Raw genomic sequence first — 20,923 nt, forward strand, 5'->3', positions numbered from 1 at the left:
ATCCCGTACATGAAGCCTCAACCAAATCGCCGCACCTTTCTTCAAACTGCAAGCGCCGGTCTCCTCGGATCGGCGCTCCCCGCCCCACTCCTCGCGCTCAGCGACAACAAACAGCCATGGACCCCACTCGGTCGCCTCGCCCAGGAAAAGAACATCTCCTTCGGCTTCGCGCTGAACTACCGCCTGCTCTCCGGCAACCAGGACTACGACGCCCTCGTCTCACGCGAGTGCACCATCGTCACCCCGGAAAACGCCATGAAATGGGAGGCAGTCCACCCGGAGCCTGACCGTTACACCTTCACCCAGGCCGATGCCATCCTGGACTTCGCCCAGCAGCACGCCATGAAGATCAGAGGCCACGCCTTCTGCTGGCACCGCGCTCTGCCCGCCTGGGTCACCCATGACGTAACTAAACAAAACGCGGAAGAAGTCCTGCGCCAGCACATCGCCACGGTAGCCGGCCGCTACAAAGGAAAACTCCACTCCTGGGACGTCGTCAACGAGGCCATTCAGCTAAAGGACAATCAACCCGGCGGCTGGCGAAACTCCTTCTGGTTCCAGCAGCTCGGTCCGGCATACCTGGACATCGCCTTCGACGCCGCAAGCCAGGCCGATCCCGCCGCCATCCTCACCTACAACGACTACGGCCTCGAGTACGAAAATCACTCGGACAGCGCCAAACGCAAGGCCGTCCTCACCATGCTGCACGATCTCAAAAAGCATGGCATCCCCGTCCGAGCCCTAGGCATGCAGTCTCATCTCCGCGCCGGCACAGGAGAGAGCTTCGGCAGCGACCTACCTTCCTTCATCAAGGAGGTCCGCGACCTGGGCCTGGAAATCTTCGTCACCGAGCTCGATGTCGACGACAGCCACCTCACCGTACCGGACCTCGCACGCGACAGCGCCATCGCCGACGTCTACAAGCGCTACCTCGATCTCGTCCTCTCAACCACCGCCGTATCGGTCGTCATCACCTGGGGAGCCTGGGACATCGTCAAGGTAACGGGAGCGGAAGCCACCTCCGGCCCAAGCGCCCAGCATCCCTTGCTCTTCGCCCCCGGCGGCCTCCCCAAGCTTGACGCGGCCTTAGTCGCACAAAGCTTTCGCACCGCTCCCCTGCAGCACCAGGTCCGCGGCTGAAGAACCATCGGCATCTATCCCGCCCGTTCGCGCGTGGAGACGCCAGCGCGGATTGTAGATCGAGGAAACAACCCAACGCTGTGCCGTTTGGAACACTGGCTGCATATCGTTCGTGGAATGGCTCCTGAGCTTTCATCGCGGCTATCTTGAGTTACCGAAGCATATTCGGACCTCCCGGCTTACAGAGTCTGCAGAGGTTGGAGGCCGCGAGATCCAACCTCTGCTCAGCCACCAATACTCGCTCGTGCCGTATCACCACGTTGGGAACCCTCCACATGACAGCCGCTCAAGAAACCTATCAGGCCAGCCCCAAAGAGGTCAGAACCCTGTTTGAGGAGCGGCACAAGCAACTCTGCGCCAGGACAGACCGCAGCATCGCCTTCATCATGTGCATGCAGTGGATCATCGCGATCCTCGCCGCCTACATCATCTCCCCACAGACCTGGCAGGGCTCCAGCCCCTCGATTCATCCCCACCTCATCGCCGCCATCTACATCGGCGGCCTCATCACCCTCTTCCCCGTCTACATGGTCATCCAGTTCAGGGGCGACCGCTTCACCCGTCACATCGTCGCCGCCTGTCAGTTGCTCATGTCCGCGCTCCTCATCCACATCACCGGCGGACGCATCGAGACCCACTTCCACATCTTCGGCTCGCTGGCATTCCTCGCCTTCTACCTCGACTGGCAAGTCCTCCTCACCGCCACCGTCACCACCCTCCTCCATCATTCTCTCTTCGGCTACTTCGCCCCCGTGTCCATCTTCGGCACCGTCAACGCCAGCGCCTGGCGCTTCTCTGAACACGTCCTCTGGGTCGTCTTCTTCGATATCTTTCTCATCATCTCCTGCACCAAAGGCATTCAGAACCTCAAAGACGTCGCCCAGCGTGAAGCCGACCACATCTTCCGTTCCTTCCACGACTCCCTCACCGGCCTCGCAAACCGCGCGCTCCTCCAGAAAGCATTTGAAGAAAACAACGCCACCTCGCCTGAAGACCGCGTCCTCATGGTCATGGATCTTGACCGCTTCAAGCAGGTCAACGACACCCTCGGTCACCGTGTCGGCGATCACGTCCTCGTAGAAGTCAGCCGAAGGATGAAGGACATCCTCGGCGAAGAAACCCTCCTCGTCAGAACCGGTGGCGACGAATTCGCCGCGCTCATCGACAACCCATCTTCCCTTCAGACAGTCGAGCTCCTAGCCTCTCGCATCGTCAGCATCCTCACACTCCCCATCCTCTCCGGCGAACACATCATCCAGATCGGCGTCAGCATCGGCATCTGCCCCCGCGATCAGGTCAACGCATCCCTCTCCGATCTTCTGCACTGCGCGGACCTCGCCCTCTATAAGGCGAAGAACACCGGCCGCAACCGCTACCTGGTCTTTGAGGAAAGCATGAAGGCCCGCTCCCTGCAGGAGATGAGCATCGAGTATCGCCTCCGCAGCGCCATCGACCAGGGCAGCTTCAAGCTCCACTATCAGCCCATCGTCAGCGCCGATGCAGTCCTGCTGGGTTTTGAGGCGCTCCTGCGCTGGGAAGACGGAGCCAACGGCGAGATCCCTCTCAGCGACTTCCTGCCCGTCGCCGAAGACACCGGCCTCATCGTTCCCCTCGGCGAGTGGGTCATCCGCGAGGCTTGTGCCCAGGCCGCCGCCTGGCATCGCTCCGGCAACAAGCTCGTCAAGATGTCCGTCAACGTCTCAGCCCGCCAGCTCGCCAGCGAGTCCTTCGTCGGCAACGTCCTGCGTTGTCTCGTCGAGTCCGGCCTTCCGCCGGCGCATCTCTGCCTTGAGATGACAGAGAACGTTCTCGCCCAGAACTATCCCGAAACCTCCGGCCCCCTGCGTCTCCTCAGCAACTACGGCGTAGAGCTTTCCATCGACGACTTCACCATCGATCCATCCTCATGGACCTACCCGGCCGACCTGCCCATCCACACCCTCAAGATCGACCGCCGCGTCACCAGGGCCATGATGCAGTCCGACGACTACGCGGAACGCATCGGCGCAGCCATCGGCATGGCCCACATGCGCCGGCTCACCGTCGTGGCAAAAGGAGTCGAAACCAGGGAGCAGTTGGAGCTCCTTAGAGGAATGGGCTGTGACGAGATTCAGGGCTTCCACATCTCACAAGCCGTCTCCTCAGAACGCGCCAAGGAACTCCTGGAAACCTACTCCAAGGTCGATTATCTCTCCACGAGCTAGTCGCACTCGTCCACAGTCTTGCCCCACCATCCCCCCCCGGAGCTGCGGTACACTTCAGCCAGGTATGCTCCTCCCTTTTTCAATCCGTAAGACCATTTCGATTAGCAGCCGTGGCGCGCCTTAGAGGCCAGCGACCCTGCTGCCCTGAGCCGCCAAACGCGAAAGCGATGGCGGCTTTTCTCTTGCCCTGAAAGGAGCCCACCGTGCAATGTACCTACCAGATCCTCGCCACTCCGCAGCCGCGTGTCCTCGCGCGTGTACTCCAGCTCTTCGACCAGCAACTCATGCTCATGCAATCTCTCGTCTTCACCCAAAGCGAGGTCGAGAGCCAGATCCGAATCTCCGCCGAGATATAGCCCGCGCTGGCCCATCGTCTCCAAGCAAAGCTCCTCCATCTCTTGGCGATCGAAGACGTTCAGCTTGAGATCTCCTCGAGTCACAACGAACCGGAGGCCTCTCAAGCGTGAGTCGGATAAAACCGAACCCAAAGCAATTCGTCTTACCGGCAACCTGAGCCCTCCGCACCCCAAAACAACAGAGTTGGTCAAACGCCGTTTTCCACGAACTAAGCAGGAACACAGGGTGCCCCATCCTCAGACGGCAGTTCATCGTCGGATAGGGTGGGGGACCGCTCCCCTTACCCCAGGCGCGCAAGAAGAAGCCGACCGATGATTGTTGACGGGTTCTGCTCGAGCGCCACTCCAAGATAGTCTGGCAAGATCCCGGGCGTTGAATCGGTACTTGCGGAGCTGGCGCACGGCTATCGAATAAACGCAACTTGAGAACAACGGATTTGAACATGTGGAAGCCTCAATCAGCAGATCGAAAGAAATTTCTTACATACAAATGAAGTCGGCTGGATCTTTAGCGCTCCCCTTTACTGCAGATGAGGGCGGCCAGCTCTTCATTGAAGAGCAATCAAAGTACATAGCCTTGTGGAAAGACCTATTTTCAGATTTTGCACATATTTATCATTTTTAGATTGAATACGATTATGTATACTATTGCGAAATCATTCGTCATTGAGGAGTCATTATGTGTACGTCTTTCAAAGGATCCAAACCCATATTTCTTGCGATGTTTGCTATGTGGGCGAGTATCCCCACCCCCGGGCTCTCGGGGCAGGGAACGCTTGCCGACTATCAGCGTGGGCATGAGTTGCAGGCGAAGGCGAAAGGGCTGGTGGTAAACACGCCGGGGCCGACGAACTGGATTGGAGAGACGGACCACTTCTGGTACACGCGGGCGGTAAAGGGCGGGACGGAGTTCGTGCTGGTGGATGCGGACGCTGGAACGAAGAAGGCCGCGTTCGACCAGGAGAGGCTCGCGGGCGCGATCTCAAAGGCGACGAATCATCCATACACGGCGTTGATGCTGCCGTTTGCGCCGATGACGGGGCGTGGGGGTGCGGCACGGCCGATGCCGGGTGCGGCGATGAGCGCTCCGCTGACATTTGTCGATGGGGAGAAGGCGATTCAGTTTGGAGTGAGTGGATCGTTGTACAAGTGTGGGTTGGCGGACTACTTGTGTGCCAAGACGGGGCCGGTTCCCGAGGAGGATGGGCGGGGTGGGCGTGGGGCGAGTCCGGAGGACGAGGCTCTGATCAGTCCGGAGGGTCCGGGGGGCGATCCTGTGGATGGGCTGGAGTATCAGCCGCCAGCTTCGCAGGCCAACGATGCTGGGCACTACGATCGGGTACAGCATGCTTGTGCGGAGGTTCCGCAGGGTGGTGCGGGACGTGGGCGCGGGCAAGTGCGTGGTGGCGCTGGTGGGGCGAGGTTGGGTGTGGGCTCGCAGTTCCTTGGGCAGTTGCCGGCAGAGGCTCCGGAGACGTGTGCTTCGTTCGATGGGAAGTGGGTGGCTTACATTGAAAACTTCAATGTGTTCCTGAAGCCGGTGGGCGGAAAGGAAGACGGTGTTCCATTGAGCTTCGATGGATCTGAGGGGAACTACTACTCGTTACGGACGCTGGCCTGGTCGCCTGACTCAAAGAAGCTTGTGGCTTACCACACGCGGCCTGGATATGACCGTGAGATCACGTATATCGAGTCCTCTCCAAAGGACCAGATCCAGCCAAAGCACACGACGATCCACTACGCGAAGCCGGGCGATACGCTGGACATTGCTTATCCGGCGCTGTTCGATGTGGCGACGAAGAAGGAGACGGAGATCGATCATGGGTTGTTCCCGAATCCATATTCGATCAGCGCTCCGGTGTGGTGGAAGGATGGACGCGGGTTTACGTTCGAGTACAACCAGCGCGGGCACCAGGCTTATACGGTGATCGAGGTGAATGCACAGACGGCACAGACCAGGCCCCTGATTGCAGAGGAGACGAAGACCTTCTTCTATTACAGCAATCTTGGACCGGGGCTTTCGGCGGGACGGAAGTATCGGTATGACGTCAACGATGGCAAAGAGATTATCTGGGCCTCCGAACGCGATGGATGGGAGCACCTTTATCTATATGACGGCGTGACCGGCAAGGTGAAGAATCAGATTACGAAGGGTGACTGGCTGGTGCGTGAGGTTGAGCACGTCGATGAGGCCAAGGGGCAGATCTGGTTTTATGCGGGCGGGATTGTGCCGGGGCAGGATCCCTACTTCACGCAGTTGTATCGGATCAACTTCGATGGGAAGGGCCTGACGAAGATGACGGATGCGGATGGGACGCATACGGTTTCGTTCTCGCATGACCGCAAGTTCTATACGGATACGTGGCAGCGGATCGACCTGGCTTCGGTGGCGCAGTTGCGGAAGGCGGACGATCAGAAGGTGGTGATGGACCTGGATAAGGGTGATACGTCCGCGCTAACGGCAGCTGGGTTCAAGTTCCCTGAGGTTTTCGTTGCGAAGGCGAGAGATGGAAAGACGGATATCTGGGGGACGATTACGCGGCCGATGAACTTCGATCCGGCGAAGAAGTATCCGGTGATCGAGAACATCTATGCGGGTCCGCAGGGGTCGTTTGTGCCGAAGACGTTCAGTGCTGTCGCGCCGGATCAGGCGATGGCCGAGCTTGGGTTCATCGTGGTGCATGTCGATGGAATGGGGACGAGCAATCGCTCGAAGGCGTTCCATGATGTGGCGTTCAAGAACCTGGGCGATGCGGGCTTTCCGGACCGGATTCTGTGGCATCAGGCTGCGGCGGCGAAGTATCCGTACTACGACATATCGCGGGTGGGGATCTTTGGGACTTCGGCGGGTGGGCAGAGCTCGCTGGGTGGGGTGCTGTTCCATCCGGAGTTCTATAAGGTCGTCGTGACGAACAGCGGATGCCATGACAACCGGATGGACAAGATGTGGTGGAACGAGCAGTGGATGGGGTGGCCGCTGGGACCGCAGTATGCGGCTTCTTCCAATGTGGACAATGCTTACCGGTTGCAAGGGCGAGCGTTGATCGTGATTGGTGAGATGGACAGTAATGTGGATCCGGCTTCGTCTTTGCAAGTGGTGAATGCGCTGGTGAAGGCACATAAGCACTTCGACATGATCTATATCCCGGGGCAGAACCATGGGGTTGCGAGCTTGGGGACGGAGCACTATCGGGATGATTACTTTGTGCATTACCTGCTGGGGGTCGAGCCTCCGGACTGGAACAAGGTTTCACTGCCTGCCGACGATGCTGCTGCTGGAAACTAAGGAGAGCACATGAGCTTTGGACGAGGAAGACTTCTGGCGCAGGCAGCGGTGTTGATGGTTCCGGCTTTTGGGCTGGCACAGTATCGGCAGGAGCCGGGGCACTCGCTTGGGACGGTGACGACGCAAGGGAACCTGATCGTACTGACGCTGGATGAGGGTGTCCTGGGGAAGGATCATCTGTTCAACCTGGCACATCGTACGATCCGGTTTACTCCTGATGGCGTGCGGTACAGGGCGGAGAACGTGGCGGAGCAGTGGGATGCGGATTTTGGTCCAGAGCTTCATGGCAATGAGGCGACGCTGACGAAGTTTGCGTTTCCCTTTTCGGGGAAGAGCTGGAGTTCGATCTCGGTGGGGATGACGGGGTCGATGACGTTTAGTGAGGCGCCGCTGGCTCCTGAAGGCGGACGGCGTGGGGGTGGGATAGAGATTGAGCGGTTTGCGGAGCTGTCGCAGGCTGCGGCGGGGCTGATCAATACGGTTCCGGCGATCAGCGTGTTCTTCAAGCCGCGGATGTCGGGGACCCGGTATGTGAAGGAGTTGGCGGACCGGGTGGTGTTGACGTGGAGCCTTACGGAGCCGGTGGGCGGGGTGCAGGATATGACGTGGACGCCTACGGTGAACAAATTCCAGGCAGTGCTTTGGAAGGATGGGCGGATCAATCTCACGTACGACGAGGTGCATGCGCAGGACGCGATCGTTGGGATCTATCCGATGGTGGCGGGTGGGTTTGAGAAGGAGATTGGGTCGGTTGCGGGGGAGGATAAGAGCGGGATCGCTCCGAACCTGGATGTGATGAAGGTGAAGCTGAGCGCGGTGGATGGACTCTTGTTGAAGGCGACACTGGAGACGAAGGGGCCGGTGCCGGCGGCGAACGATCCTGCCGCGATGGGGGTGACATATCGAGTCTGCCTCGACAAGAAGAAGCCGACTGGAGACTGTGCGGTGGGCGGTCAGTCTGATGCTGTGTGGACCGTGCAAGCTGGCGGCGGGCGTGGGGGACGCAGAGAAGGGGCGACTCCAAGGTATGTGGCTTCCGGGATGGGGATTGCTCCGGGCGTGAAGATTGACGGTAATACGATCTCTTTGCAGGGGACTCTGCCGGCTGGGTATAAGAGCGGCGATACGGTGTATGTTTCGGCTGGGGTGCAGACGGCTGGGAAGACTGTGGACCAGGTGGCGGCGCATGAGGTGAAGCTGGTGGGGCTTGGGAGTCCTGCGGTGGATCTGGCTACGGTGAAGAAGGGCGATGGACCGTTTGCGGTGGCCTATGAGTCGTTTCACTATATGAGGCCGCCGCGTGCCAACGATCTGACTTGCTCGGTGATCAAGGCGCTGGGGGATAAGTACGACATGCTGGCCTATTACTCGGATTTCAGGATCGATAATCCTGAGGCTGGGACTTCCAGTACCGGGCCGCTGGGGGGTGGGCCTGCGGGGGGTGAGGTGACGGGGATTGGGGCCAAGCAGCGGAATCTGGCGAGCTACTGCAGCCAGGGGCGGTTTCAGTGGCAGTTCATCCAGCCGGTGTATGTGGGGGCGAACCAGATGCAGGAATATCCGCCGGATGGGTTGAAGGAGGCGGATACGCATAACCTGGTGAGCTACTCGCACCAACTGGAGGAGCGGACGTCGAATGGGAAGATCCCGCCGTACGACTACGCGATGTCGCAAATTGGGCATGAGATGGGGCACCGGTGGTCTGCGTTTGTGTCCGCCAAGGTGAATGGGGAGACGATCCAACTTGGGCCGACGCACTGGGCCAAAGGCCTGCAGGCTCCGGTGGCGTTTCCGTATCAGCGGCCTACGGAGGCTTCTGCGATGGGTGGTGGAGTCTGGCAGGACAACTTCGACGGGACGTTTACGCAGCTCGATGATGACTACTATGTTCCTGCTACGGGCTGGTCTTATCTGGATCTGTATCTGATGGGGATGATCTCGCCTGCGGAGGTTCCGGAGTTCTTTATTCTGCGGAATATGGTGGCGGCGGGTAAGGATGCGAATGATCATGCGATCTACAAGGCAGACCGGACGAAGGTGACGGTGCAGGATGTGATTGCGGTGGAAGGGCCTCGGCTGCCGGCTGTGGATGCGGCGCAGAAGGGGTTTAATACCGGGATGGTGGTGGTGGTGGAGCATGGGAAGATGCCTAGTCCGCTGCTTGTCGAGCGGGTGAATGGGATTCGGGAGCGGTGGATGGATTACTGGACTACGACTACCGGTTACCGGTCCACGATGACGGCTGATCCGAAGTAAATGAGGGGGGGTGGGTTACCCCCCACCCCCCCGTAAATGATGCAAAGTCTTCATTCGATGTTACTTAGGTCTGGACTGCCAAGATAAAGTCTTTGTTTTGTTAGGTGTGTATCTGCAAAGTCTTCATTCCAGGGCACTTGACCGCATCATGGGACGCACTTTATTTCGGGTGCGCCTTGGGCTAGAAGACTAGCCCGAGGCGGAACTGGAAGGCTCGGGATGCGGGTGAGGTTCCGGGTGAGGTGGATGCGATGACCGCCGGGCTGGTGTTGATGGCGGCCGAGTTGCCAGGGCTGCCGGGTCCGTAGGTGAAGCTGGGATGGTTGAAGACGTTGAGCATCTCAGCCTGGAAGTTCAGCTTGACCCACTCGGTGACCGGGAGAATCTTTGAAACGGAGAAGTCCGTGTTGACGAACTGAGGAGCGGTCAGGAAGACCTGCTGACCAATAACGCCGGGGGTGGATTCGCTGGCGACCTGAGCGACGCCATTGGTCTTGGTGAGGACGGCCGGATTAAGCAGCAGAAGCGGGGTGGAGACGCTCGGGCCGGGATAGTAGCCGACCGATTTTTGGAGCTGTTTGGCGTTGATTCCCGTGAGCACGAGGCCGGAGTCCGAGGTGTTGACGGTTGCGGTGCCGCCGGTCAGTTTGAAGTTTCTCCCGGACTGCCAGGTCAGGATGGGTGAGACGGTCCAGTTGTTGAGGACCTGCTTCATGAAGTAGCTATGGCCGGAGAAGGGCAGGGTGTAGACCGCGTAGGCCTTGAGGGCGTTGCGGATGTCGGATGGAGCGGGGTTGCGGTTGAGGCGCAGGTTGCGCAAGGTGATGAAGTCTACGGTCCCCGAGTCCGAGGTGGTGGTGTAACGAGTGCTGAAGGCGTGGCTATAGGTGTAGTTGACCTGGAGGGTGAGACCGTGTCCGGGGGGGTGCTTGATCTGGGTCTGAAGACCATTGTATTGCGACGATCCGGGGTCGGAGGTGAGCCTTGCAGTTCCAGAGGAGTATGGATTGGCCTGGAAGAAGTTGATGGGGTAGGCTGTGGCACCGACATATCCGAGTTTCGTGCAGGGGGCGAAGGTTCCTCCGCCTACGAGATTGCAGAAGTAGGTGCTGTTGGTGGCGATGGCGTTGGCGAGTGCGCCTGCCTGGCCTGATTGAACGTAGTTGATGAAGGTGGAGTTCTTGAAACCAGCTCCGGCTGCGCCTCCGAAGGCCTGGTTGAGGATGGGGAGGTCGGCGCCGTAGAAGGAGGAATTTCCGCCTGTACTTTTGGCTAGATCTGCCTGAGCTTTCTGGAACTCGGCGAGGAAGCCGTTTTCATAGATGTTGACTTCATTGATGTTGAAGGTCTGCCAGGCGTGGATGACATGGTTTCCGACATAGTTGGCTTCAAAGGCGGTGTTATAGCCGAGCTTGTGCTGAACGCCGAAGTACCAGCTTTCAACGTAAGGCGAGCGGATCTTGGGGTCCATGGCTGACAAGGTGTTGGTGAAGGTGAAGTTGGACTCAGGCAACGGGAAGGCAAAGGTTGCGGGTGAGGTGTTGAGGGTGGGGATGGTGCCGAGGGTGATGGAGCCGGGCGTGTACTGGCCGGTGCCGGTCCCAGGGAGGATGCTGGCGCTCTGACGGATGCCGGGGTTGGTGCTTGATGCTGCTTCCCAGTCTCCCCAGCCTTCGTCATAGTGCGAGATGGAGAAACCGCCGCGGACGACCATCTTTCCACCATCAAAGCCGGGGTTCCAGGCGAATCCGGCGTTGGGTGCGGGCTGGTTGAGGTCTGCGGAGTAGGTAGAGGGACGGAGGTAGATCTGAGGGTTGGCGATGCCGCCGAGTGAGCCGGGTGCGAACTCTCCGGTGGAGGGGCCGTAGAGGTCTGCAATGGTCGGGCTGGTGTAGATGTTGTTGGTGTTGTGGGTGGTGCCGGAGAACTGATAGCGCATGCCATAGTTGAAGGCGAGATGCGAGGTTGGACGCCAGGAGTCCTGGAAATAAAAACCGCCTACGGTCTGGGCTTCCTTGATGACAAGATCGCCGAGGACCTTGTAGTTGCCGGATGCTGTGTCGTAGGCGTTGGAGCCGGCGATGGAACTGACGCGACCGGTGAGGGTGGCATAGAGAGACTTGAGGTTATTGAGGTCCGGTGTGCTGCTGCCGCTGGTAATGAGGCCGGGGAAGTTGGCTTGGTTGAAGAGGCCGGTGTTGGCGGGGTCCGTAGTGGATATGCCGAGGGTGCTGACGGGCGGGTTGGAGATGGAGAGATCATGCGCGGTGGAGTTGCGCAGGTCCCCGCCGAAGGTGAAGGTGTGCTTGCCCTTGTTCCAGGTGACGTTATCGAAGACGTCGCGGACGGGGTTGTTGCGGGGCTCCGGGAGCGCAGCGGTATAGAGAGTTGGCGCGGCGACTGAACCGCCGTTGGTGAAGGTTGGGCTGGCGTAGAGGATGTTGTTGATGGCGGCGTAGGGAGTGAAGGAGGCGGTGACGTTGTAGCGCTCCTGATCGTTGAGGAGGCCGAGGTTGACCTGGTTGACGATGTGTGGGGTGATGGTCCAATCGGTGCCGAAGGTGAGGGTGGAGTAGCTGGAACGGAACTCGGTGTGGGTGGGGTCACCGGCGTAGACCTGGGAGCCGGGCAGGCTGCGCCACCAGAGGTCGTAGGCGATGTGAGCGTCGAGCGTTGGGGTGATCTGGTAGTCGATGCGCTCCGTGGGGTAGACGTTCTTGGTGATGGTGTTGAAGGACCAGTTCTCAAGATTTTGATACGGCAGAGGCGTGGCCTTGGCGACGGCGCCCTGGTTGTAGGTGTTGATCTGGGAGAGCTCACTGGCGATACGGGGGTTGATGGTGGAGTTGAAACCGGCGGTAGCTGCGGCGTTCAGGACATTGACGGGGTGGACGACGTTGGCGGAGTCTGTGTACGTGATGTTGCCGGCCTGGGCTGCGGTGGTGAGGGCGTAGGCAGTTACCTGGGTTTTGCCGTTGGCGAAGTTTTGCTCGTAGTTGGAGAAGAAGAAGACCTTGTTCTTCCAGATGGGGCCGCCGATGTTGCCGCCTTCATCGTTGGTGTGGGTTTTGGTCTTGGCGATTCCGGCTGCGTCGTTGCCATAGCTGTTGGCGTTGAGTAAGCTGCTGGAGTACTGCCAAAAGGCGCTGCCGTGATACTTGTTGGTGCCGCGTTTGATCTGATAACGAAGGGCGACTGAGCCTTCCGCGCCAGCATCCGCGGTCAGGCTGGAGGTGGAGACGGAGATCTCTTCCACGGCTCCGAGGCGAACGGGGGAGGGGGAGTAGTTGCCGGAGGTGCTGGTGCGGAACTTCTGGAAGTTGCTGTTCATGCCGTCTACGGTGATGTTGATGGCGGCTGCGGGGAGGGCGTTGAAGGTGGCGTAGCGTGCGTCGCCGGCGCTTTGGGAGCCGGGGGCGAGCTGGGTGAGGCTGGAGGCGTCGCGACCGTTGAGGGGCAGGTCCTGTACGGCGTCGGGCTTGATGGTTGCGGCGAGGGTGTTGGTGGTGGTCTCGAGGACTTCACTGCCGGAGATGACCTCGACCTCCGTGTTGGCGGCTCCGAGGACGAGGGCGACGTTGAGGTTGATGCTTCGGCCGGTCTCGATGCCGATGTCTTTGGTGACCGTGGTGGCAAAGCCGGGGTAGGTGGTGGAGAGGATGTAGGTGCCGACCTGGAGATCCGAGAAGGTGTACGCGCCGACGGAGTTGGTGGTCTGGGTGTTGCGGGAGCCGGTGGCGGGGTCGGAGATGATGAGTTTGGCGTTGGGTATGGCTGCGCCGGAGGGGTCGGTCACGGTTCCTGCGAGATTGCCGGTGGTGGTGGCTTGCGCGCCTGCTGGAGGGGTGGCTGCGAGGAACATGGTGGCGAACGCGAGGAGGGTAAGGGTCAGTTTCCGGAGCATATCGTGGCCTTTCTTTTTATCTTGCGTATTCTCGCATGTACTCTATTTTGTATTTGTAAGAAATTGCGACGACAGATAACCGACAGCAGATGCGCCAAGATGGAGGCTTATCCTCCGATCCTGGAGATCGGCGTGAAGCTGGAGCGGTGGTTTTGAAATCAGGAAGTAAGTTGAATTTATTAGGAATATTGCGATGTGTCCATCTTTTTTCGAGTGCTTCGTACTTTTTCGTTCAGCGTCGATGGAGCGGGTCCGTAAGTTGAGCGGGCGATGAAGCGAAGGGTGAGGGGTGATCAGGGAGAGCGATTCGGGTCGACGGGGGCGCATATGGAACATCTTCATCATTCGAATTCCAGTAGCACCCATACTTTATTGAATACGCAGGCTGGGCATCTGGGAATTTTGCCGGCTGTCAAAAGCAGCTGTGTACGTTGGTGTATACATGGACACACGCTGCTTACTTTCTCCAAAGGACTTCCAATTGCATGCAAGGTCTACGAGTGGTTGCGGGACTTCTCCTGCTGATTTTCTGCACCGAGTGCAAGGCCGAGACGCTGCAGGATTTTGCGAAGGAGTTCTGGGCTTGGCGGGCGCGGGAGCAGCCGTTCAGCGCGGATGATATTCCGCGGATCGACCGGCCGGCGGATATGAAGATCGACTGGTCGCCCGCTGCGATCGAGCGGGACCGGTTGGAGTTGGCGGGGTTTGAGGTGCGGTTTGCGCGGCTGGCGGATGCGTCGGCTCCGGTGGCGCGACTGGTGGACTACCGGCTGATGGGGTCGGCGTTGGCGAGGGTGCATTGGGAGCTGGATATCGACAAGCGGTGGCAACGCGATCCGAGCTTTTATGTCGATCAGACGCTGGGTGCGATCTACCTGCCACTGCTGCCGCCGCCGCCGTTCGAGGTGGAACGGCAGAGTGTGCTGGTGGCAAGGATGCGTTCGTTTCCAGAGACGGTGAAGGCGGCGAAGGCGAATCTGACGGATATGCGGCAGCCGTTTGTGGACCTGGCGACGGGGGATCTGGATAGGATCGGCGAGCGGCTGGGTACGGTAGTGACGGAGGTGAAGCCGAAGCTGGATGCGGAGCATCGGCGGGCTCTGGAGGCTGCGCTGCCGGGGGCGGTAAAGGCTCTGGAGGAATACAGGGCGTGGTTGCTGGTGCAGAAGGGACTGAAGCAGGAGACGGCGATCGGGCGGGAGAACTATCTCTACTTCCTGCGGCAGGTGGCGCTGGTTCCTTATACGCCGGAGGAGATGGTGCTGATGAGCCGGCAGGAACTGGATCGGACGATGGCGTTCTCGGCGTATGAGGCGGCGCGTAATGGAGAGTTGGCTCCGCTGCCGGTGTTCAAGAGCGTGGACGAGCAGATGCAGCGGGAGGAACGGGATGAGGTGGCGATCCGTGCGTATATGGAGAGTCACCATATACTTACGGTTCCTAAATGGATGATGCATTACCGAAACTTTGAAGTGCCGGCTTATGTGAAGCCGCTGCAGGGGATGGGGCCGGCGGACGATCTGACGTCGCCGACGCGGCTGACGCAGAATGGGACGAGTTATATTTCTGCGCCGAAGCCGGGGCCGCAGGGGTTCTTTGCGACTTCGCTCGATCCGCGGCCGATCATTTTGCATGAAGGCGTGCCGGGGCACTACTTTCAGGAGTCGCTGGACTTTGCGAACGCGGATGCGATCCGGCGACACTACTATGACTCGGGGCCGAATGAGGGGATCGGGTTTTATTCGGAAGAGATGATGATGGTGGCTGGGCTATTCGACCAGGAGCCGAGGACGCGGCAGTTGATCTATAACTTCATGAAGCTGCGGTCGTTGCGGGTGGGCGTGGATGTGAAGCTGGCGCTGGGTGAGTTTACGCCGGCGCAGGCGATGGATTATCTGTCGAAGACGGTGCCGATGAGTATGGGGACGGCGCGGGGTGAGGTGGCGCTGTTTGCTTCGGCGCCTGGGCAGGCGATCACGTATCAGATTGGTAAACTGCAGATCATGAAGCTGCTGGCTGATGCGCGGTTGAAGCAGGGGAGTGCGTTCTTGCTGCTGACGTTTCATGATTTTGTGTGGGCGAATGGGAATGTGCCGCTGTCCCTGCAACGTTGGGAGTTGCTGGGGGATGCGAGCGAGGTTCCGGCGTTGAAGCTTCAGTAGATTGTTTGTGTGAGGGTTGGGATGCGTTCAGTCATGTTGGGCCTGGTGGTTTGTTTGTGTGCGGTGCATGGGCTGACTCAGGGCAGGCGACAGGCCAATGCCGCAGGGCCACATGTGTTTGGCGATCTGAAGGTTGAGCAGTATGCGCCGAGCAGGAGCTACCACGTTGAGAACTACAAGGTCACGGCGCGGATCGACATGGAGAAGGGTGAGATCTTTGGCGATGAGGTTGTGACACTGCGGCCTTTGGGGGCGGGGCTGAAGAGCTTCTATCTGGATAGCTCGCAGTTGCAGATCGATCATGTAACGCTGAAGGGGGCGGCGCTACCCTTTCATCTGGATGGGGATAAGCTTTGGGTCACGCTGGATCGTGGGTACTCGCCTGCCGATGCTCTGGATGTACGGATTGTCTATCATGGCAATCCGCAGGGACGTCCGTTTCCGGATGCGGGGTTGAGCTTCATTCGGCCGGATGCGGTAAACCCGAAACGACCGCTGGAGGTCTGGTCTTATGGGTGGCCGCAGAACAACCACTTCTGGTTCCCGTGCTGGGATTATCCGAATGATAAGTCGACCAGCGAGGTGATCCTGACGGTGCCCGAACCGCTGTCTGTTGTGTCGAATGGGGCGCTAGTGAAGGAGACTCATGCAAATGGGCTGGCTACCTATGACTGGGCGGAGCAGGTGCCGCATAGTGTTTATCTGGTTTCGATTGCGGTGGGGCCCTGGACGAAGTACAGCCAGAGGTATGGGTCGAAGGCGGTGGACTATTACGTGCCGCCGGGGGTGGATGAGGCGACCGCGCTGCGGTCGTTTGGACTGACGCCGGAGATGATGGCTTTCTACTCGAAGATCTATGGGGTGGACTATCCGTATGAGAAGTATGCGCAGACGGCGGATCATGCTTTCGGCGGGGGTACAGAGAACATCAGCGCGACCAGCCTGGCTGAAACGACGTTGCATGATGCGAGGGCAGAGCAGGATTTTCCGAGTCTCGATCTGGTGTCTCATGAGCTGGCGCACCAGTGGTTTGGTGATCTGATCACCGAGTGGAGCTGGGATGATGCGTGGTTGAGCGAAGGGTTCGCAACCTTTTCAGCGGCGTTGTATCGAGGTCATCATGAGGGTTACGATGCATTCCGGTATCAGATTTATGAGGATCAACAGACGGCGATGCGGGAGGATATAGGGCGGTATCGGCGGCCGATTGTGGATCGTCACTATACGAAGCCATGGGAGATTCTGGATCGGACGACGTATCAGAAGGGCGCGGCTGTGCTGGATATGCTGCGCTATGTGATGAACGATGGCGTGGAGAAGACACCGACTGCCGATGAGCCTTACTTCAGGGCGTTACAGGCTTATCTGACTGCGTATCGTGCGGGTAATGTGGATACGCAGAACCTGATCGATATGATTCGGAAGACGACTGGGCTGGAGTTGAGCTGGTTCTTCGATGAGTGGGTGTTCAAGGGTGGATATCCGGAGTACGAAGTCAGTACGGCCTATGACTCCGCCAGGAGGGACGAGGCTGTGACGGTGCGGCAGACGCAGACTGTCGATGCGGTGACGCCTTTGTTCGATATGCCGGTGCACCTGGTTTTTCATGGTGCGCATGGGGAGCGGCAGGATGAGATGGAGCGAGTGCATCAACTGGCGGAGACGTTTCATGTGACGGTTGGGTGGACGCCGGTATGGGTGGAGTTCGATCCGAACGATCATATTTACAAGACCCTGAAGATTGCGGAGCCGGTTGAGGCGCTGGTGGCTCGGGGGGAGCGTGGCGAGACGATGATGAGCCGGCTTTGGGCTGCGGAGCAGTTGGGGCTTGTCAAAGGCGAGGGTGGTAAGGCTGCGGAGGAGGCGCTAATGCGGATGCTTGAGCGGGACTCTTACTGGGGTGTGAGGGTAGCCAGTGCCAAGGCTCTGGGATCGATGGGTGGGGAGCCTGCCAAGAGTGCGTTACTGCTGGCGTTGAAGCAGCCGAACAGTCATGTGAGGACTGCGGCGGTGCAGGCTTTAGGACAATTTGCGAAGGATGCTGGTGTACGGGCGATGCTTATGGAGCATATGAGGGATGACGATAGCTATGCAGTTGAGGCGATGTGCGCTCGGACGCTGGGAAGCTCTGGCGGCGCGGAGGCTTTGACGGCGCTGGAGGCTGAGGTCGCGGTGAAGCCTTCGCACTATGTGATGGCTGGCGTGCTGGAGGGTCTTTCTCATTACAAGGATGCGACGGCGCAGGCGATTGTGATGGAACAGACGAAGACGGGGTCTACCGATGAGGTTCGGGAGATGGCTGCGTTTGCGTTGACGAAGATGAAGGCGGCTAAAGACTAGCGAGGTTCAGACTCGGTAAGTAGTTCTACGAGGTACTGTTGCCAGATGGCTGCCATGGTGTGGGTGCCGTGGCCTCGGGTTTGATCGGTGATGGGAGGAGAACGAACTTGCCAGGGAAGATGCTGCAGGCCGACGCCGATGGGCGTGGGCCAGCATGGGAGGGTGCCGTGACCGTCGGTCATGGCATCTCTTTCCATGCGAGTTTCGAGCTAGACCCACACTTTGGAGTCGATTTTGCGTGGCCCGCGTCGTCCAACGGGTGTGTTGGTGGTGGGTGCCACGCTGCCCGCATTGTTGTTGACGACGCCGGGATTGCTGTTCGTGTTGCTGGGTGCGGGGCCGGCGCTGGTGGTTGAGCCCGGCGCGTAGTTCACGGCGGGATCGCCAAGGAATTCACGCGGCGGGCCAACACGATTCATACGGGCGAAGTTTGGTATTGCCAGCATGGGTGAACCATCCTGCCAGGTGCCGGTGATGGTCATGACACCGCCGAGCAGGTCCGGACGCCAGACGGCCTTGAGCGGAGCCGAGCTGAGTGGTTGATTGATGTTGGGTTGATCGGCGGTCTCCACGTTATAGACCAGCGGACCGTACTTGAGCGCAAGTGTGCCGGTATCAGCTTTGACACGGCTATCGGCGACGATGCGCTGTGGCTCCATGGGGAGCTCGAGCTCGATGTGATCTCCTGCCTTCCACTCGCGGGTGACGACTGCATAACCCTTTTCTATCAGCGGCTGCACGGGCTTGCCGTTGACAGCAAAACGCTTGACCCCACTAATGGCCGGGGTTTCCGTATAGAGCTTGCTGGTATTGCGGTTGGGAATGCGGACGTATACCGAGAAGGTCTTTGCCTGATCAGGATTGACGGTAATCCTGACCGCACCTTCCCAGGGGTAGTTGGTCTTCTGAACCATCTCGACCCTGGTGCCGGCAACCTCGCCCACATGGATCTTGCTGCCGACGAACATGTTGACGTAGATCCCGCCGGCTCCCTTGACGTAGGCCCAGGTGGGGATCATCAGGAGGGTGCGAGGGATGTTGCCAACGCAACACGGACAGACATGCCACAGCGTTCGCTGGGAGTTGACCAGGGGATTGGTGTAACAGAAGCTCTTGCCTTCAAGGTCCACGCCGCCCAGCAGCGCGTTGTACATGGTCTGCTCGTAAAGGTCTGCATAACGTGCATCGTGGTAGGCGATGTTGAGTTTGTACTGGAAGAACACCAAGCCGCAGCTGGAGCAGGACTCGCAATAGGACTGGTTGCCGAGCGAGTAATTCGGGCCGAAACCTTCGGAGGTTTCTCCGCTGCCGATGCCGCCGGTCAGGTAGAACTTGCGGTTGACCATGTTGTCCCAGAGTGAGATGACTGCACTTTGGTAGTCGGTGTCCCCTGTTTCAGCGGCTATATCGGCCATCCCAGAGTAGAAGTAGGTGGCGCGCACGGCATGACCGACTGCCTCATACTGCTGTCCGGGGGGCAGATGGCTTTGATCGTATTCCTGTCCACCGCGGCGGGAGTCGAGAAGGAATTTGGCGAGTTGGATATAGCTATCGCCGCGATGATTGCCTTCCTGATCGTTGACGAAGCGCCCGAAGCGAACCAGGGCCTGCTCCATCTCCTGGTGCCCGTCGAACCACTCCTTTTTTCCGGGGCCGATGTTTGCAGCCCAGCAATCGGCCAGTTTCTTTGCGGCGTTGTAGAGTCGCAGGTCCTGGCCATCAGTCAACGTGTAGTGGTTGATGGCTGACTCAATGAAGTATCCGGAGACGTAGCCCTCATGGTTGCCACGCTGCGCGGGGGTCCAGTGTGCGGGCCATACAGTACGGTCGGCAAGGGTATACGCCGTCTGAAGGTAGCCGTCCGGCTCCTGCGCGGCGAGGATGATGGGAATCCACTTTTCTATCGTGGTGTGCATCCGGGCTTGCGCTGCGATGATCTCGGGGTCATCTTGCGGATCGACCATGAGGGCAATGCACATGGACTCCACGGTCTGATGCACCCATGCATTCGAGAAGACGTAGCCGATATGTTTGGCGTGAGGCTCCCCGCGCAGTGCCTTGGCGGCCTCCAGGAAGTTGTCGAGACCGCCCTGGCCTTCACGAAGGTCGCTGCGCTCGCAGTAGTCGATGCAATGGGGAATCCAATTGACGATCAGGGCTTTGGCCCGGACGTTCCAAAGCGGGCTGTCGATGGAGTACTTGCGGGTGTACACCACGTCCAAGCGTTTTTTTGGCGGAGACGGTTCAGCATGAACGCGGATAGTGGATGGGGGCTGGTCTTCAAGGCCGTTCGCACTCAGCTTCAGCACGTAGTCGCCCGATGCTGAAAAGGTGGCTGTCGTTACTGCTGCTGCAGGATTTGCAAAGGAAACAGTTCCGGGGCCGGACTCTTTGCCCCAGCGGACGACGTCCTGAGGCTTTGGGTCAAGCCAGGTGGCTTTTCCAGAGAGATAGGTCTTGCCGCCGAGTACGACGGAGCGATCCAGACCGGCATCGACCACGGGAGGCAGCGTAGGAATGGGCCCGGAGCTGTAGACCCTCCACTCCAGAATGGAGGCGGGGTGCATGCCATCGGGCTTGACTTCAATTCGCACCTTACTCGTGCGGACCTCGTCGAAGGTGGTGGTGTTAAACGCGTCCAGGCTGGTGCCGAGGCCCTTGGGGTTGGTGACGGGAACGAAGTCAGTGCCGTCCCAGTAAAGGACGCGATAGGAGGCTGGAAGCGCTATGTTGGCGCGGCTGTACTCAGGGTTCTTGCTGGTGCGATCTACGCCCCAGTAGAGATCGACCTTACTGGTGGCAACAGGGCGCGACCAGTCATACTGGACCCACTGCGCGTCTTCCAAGCGGGGCCGTAAAACGTATCCACCGTTCGTGCGGTCGTGTGAAGTGGCCGGAACGAAGCCGTCGTTCAGCGCAGAGACTTTATTCTCGCTGGTGCTATACAGGCTCGATGGCATGGCGACACGGGCGAGATTGGCCTGAAGCTCTGAGGCCTGAGCGAAGGCTGTGGAGCGCTGAACCGCCGTCAGGAGCGCGCTTCCGGCCATACCACCGAGGAATTTGCGACGATCAACTCGATGCTGCCCGGACGGGTCGTCTTGCGGGACATTCTGCGTCTGATCTGAGTTGCGGGGAGACGTTATGTGATGGGTACGCCTGGACATGATGGTTTCCTTCCTGTCAGACCTAAGTTCCAATACAATACATAAACTCTATGGATTGTATCCGAAATCGTATCCTTATCCGCAGTCAGCCTACAGGCGCCCCCGCCA

At 59.2% G+C, this 20,923-nt stretch carries 10 protein-coding genes; 7 read left to right on the forward strand and 3 right to left on the reverse strand.

All coding sequences use genetic code 11. The features are described 5' to 3' along the window. Positions 1 to 9 precede the first annotated feature (9 nt). The 5 genes from ACIX9_RS20085 to ACIX9_RS20105 all read left to right on the forward strand — a co-directional run bounded on the left by ACIX9_RS20085 (position 10) and on the right by ACIX9_RS20105 (position 9,242). The gene (locus ACIX9_RS20085) at positions 10 to 1,140 is read left to right on the forward strand and encodes an endo-1,4-beta-xylanase (RefSeq protein ID WP_013572922.1); all 1,131 of its coding nucleotides are present in this window, start codon (positions 10 to 12) and stop codon (positions 1,138 to 1,140) included. A gap of 275 nt (positions 1,141 to 1,415) precedes the next feature. After that, positions 1,416 to 3,344: a putative bifunctional diguanylate cyclase/phosphodiesterase gene (locus ACIX9_RS20090; protein WP_013572923.1), complete on the forward strand. Its 1,929-nt coding sequence runs from the start codon at positions 1,416 to 1,418 to the stop codon at positions 3,342 to 3,344. A 203-nt stretch (positions 3,345 to 3,547) separates the two neighbouring features. Then, positions 3,548 to 3,700, forward strand: coding sequence for a hypothetical protein (locus ACIX9_RS26070; RefSeq protein ID WP_013572924.1), 153 nt, complete (start codon positions 3,548 to 3,550; stop codon positions 3,698 to 3,700). 721 nt (positions 3,701 to 4,421) lie between these two features. After that, positions 4,422 to 6,986 carry a DPP IV N-terminal domain-containing protein gene (locus ACIX9_RS20100; protein WP_157478170.1) on the forward strand — a complete coding sequence of 855 codons (2,565 nt, stop codon included), beginning with the start codon at positions 4,422 to 4,424 and terminating at the stop codon, positions 6,984 to 6,986. Between the two features lie 9 nt (positions 6,987 to 6,995). Then, entirely contained in the window at positions 6,996 to 9,242 is a 2,247-nt protein-coding gene (locus ACIX9_RS20105) for a CheW domain-containing protein (RefSeq protein ID WP_013572926.1), read from the forward strand. A gap of 181 nt (positions 9,243 to 9,423) precedes the next feature. Here the strand turns inward: ACIX9_RS20105 and ACIX9_RS20110 are convergent, their stop codons facing one another. Next, positions 9,424 to 13,146: a TonB-dependent receptor gene (locus tag ACIX9_RS20110; RefSeq protein ID WP_013572927.1), complete on the reverse strand. Its 3,723-nt coding sequence runs from the start codon at positions 13,144 to 13,146 to the stop codon at positions 9,424 to 9,426. Between the two features lie 485 nt (positions 13,147 to 13,631). Here ACIX9_RS20110 and ACIX9_RS20115 point away from each other — a divergent pair, with 485 nt between their 5' ends. Both ACIX9_RS20115 and ACIX9_RS20120 read left to right on the forward strand, forming a co-directional pair. Then, positions 13,632 to 15,308, forward strand: a complete 1,677-nt coding sequence (locus tag ACIX9_RS20115; RefSeq protein ID WP_013572928.1) for a DUF885 family protein — start codon at positions 13,632 to 13,634, stop codon at positions 15,306 to 15,308. A 21-nt stretch (positions 15,309 to 15,329) separates the two neighbouring features. Then, a complete protein-coding gene (locus tag ACIX9_RS20120) occupies positions 15,330 to 17,648 on the forward strand; it encodes a M1 family metallopeptidase (protein ID WP_013572929.1) in 2,319 nt (772 codons plus the stop codon). Here the strand turns inward: ACIX9_RS20120 and ACIX9_RS20125 are convergent. Next, complete coding sequence (locus tag ACIX9_RS20125) at positions 17,645 to 17,830, reverse strand: hypothetical protein (RefSeq protein WP_013572930.1); 186 nt, start codon at positions 17,828 to 17,830, stop codon at positions 17,645 to 17,647. The two genes, ACIX9_RS20120 and ACIX9_RS20125, sit on opposite strands and share 4 nt — an antisense overlap. A 27-nt stretch (positions 17,831 to 17,857) precedes the next feature. Then, a complete protein-coding gene (locus ACIX9_RS20130) occupies positions 17,858 to 20,698 on the reverse strand; it encodes a glycoside hydrolase family 127 protein (RefSeq protein WP_232298889.1) in 2,841 nt (946 codons plus the stop codon). Positions 20,699 to 20,923 lie beyond the last annotated feature (225 nt).

Source organism: Granulicella tundricola MP5ACTX9, assembly GCF_000178975.2.
In the GTDB taxonomy this organism is placed as follows: Bacteria; Acidobacteriota; Terriglobia; order Terriglobales; family Acidobacteriaceae; genus Edaphobacter; species Edaphobacter tundricola.

Excerpts from the sequence above, each read along its gene's own strand:
- ACIX9_RS20105 (WP_013572926.1), top strand. The coding sequence starts at position 6,996 with ATGAGCTTTGGACGAGGAAGACTTCTGGCGCAGGCAGCGGTGTTGATG.
- ACIX9_RS20130 (WP_232298889.1), bottom strand. The coding sequence starts at position 20,698 with ATGGCCGGAAGCGCGCTCCTGACGGCGGTTCAGCGCTCCACAGCCTTC.
- ACIX9_RS20100 (WP_157478170.1), top strand. The coding sequence starts at position 4,422 with ATGTTTGCTATGTGGGCGAGTATCCCCACCCCCGGGCTCTCGGGGCAG.
- ACIX9_RS20085 (WP_013572922.1), top strand. The coding sequence starts at position 10 with ATGAAGCCTCAACCAAATCGCCGCACCTTTCTTCAAACTGCAAGCGCC.
- ACIX9_RS20110 (WP_013572927.1), bottom strand. The coding sequence starts at position 13,146 with ATGCTCCGGAAACTGACCCTTACCCTCCTCGCGTTCGCCACCATGTTC.
- ACIX9_RS20090 (WP_013572923.1), top strand. The coding sequence starts at position 1,416 with ATGACAGCCGCTCAAGAAACCTATCAGGCCAGCCCCAAAGAGGTCAGA.
- ACIX9_RS20115 (WP_013572928.1), top strand. The coding sequence starts at position 13,632 with ATGCAAGGTCTACGAGTGGTTGCGGGACTTCTCCTGCTGATTTTCTGC.
- ACIX9_RS20125 (WP_013572930.1), bottom strand. The coding sequence starts at position 17,830 with ATGACCGACGGTCACGGCACCCTCCCATGCTGGCCCACGCCCATCGGC.
- ACIX9_RS20120 (WP_013572929.1), top strand. The coding sequence starts at position 15,330 with ATGCGTTCAGTCATGTTGGGCCTGGTGGTTTGTTTGTGTGCGGTGCAT.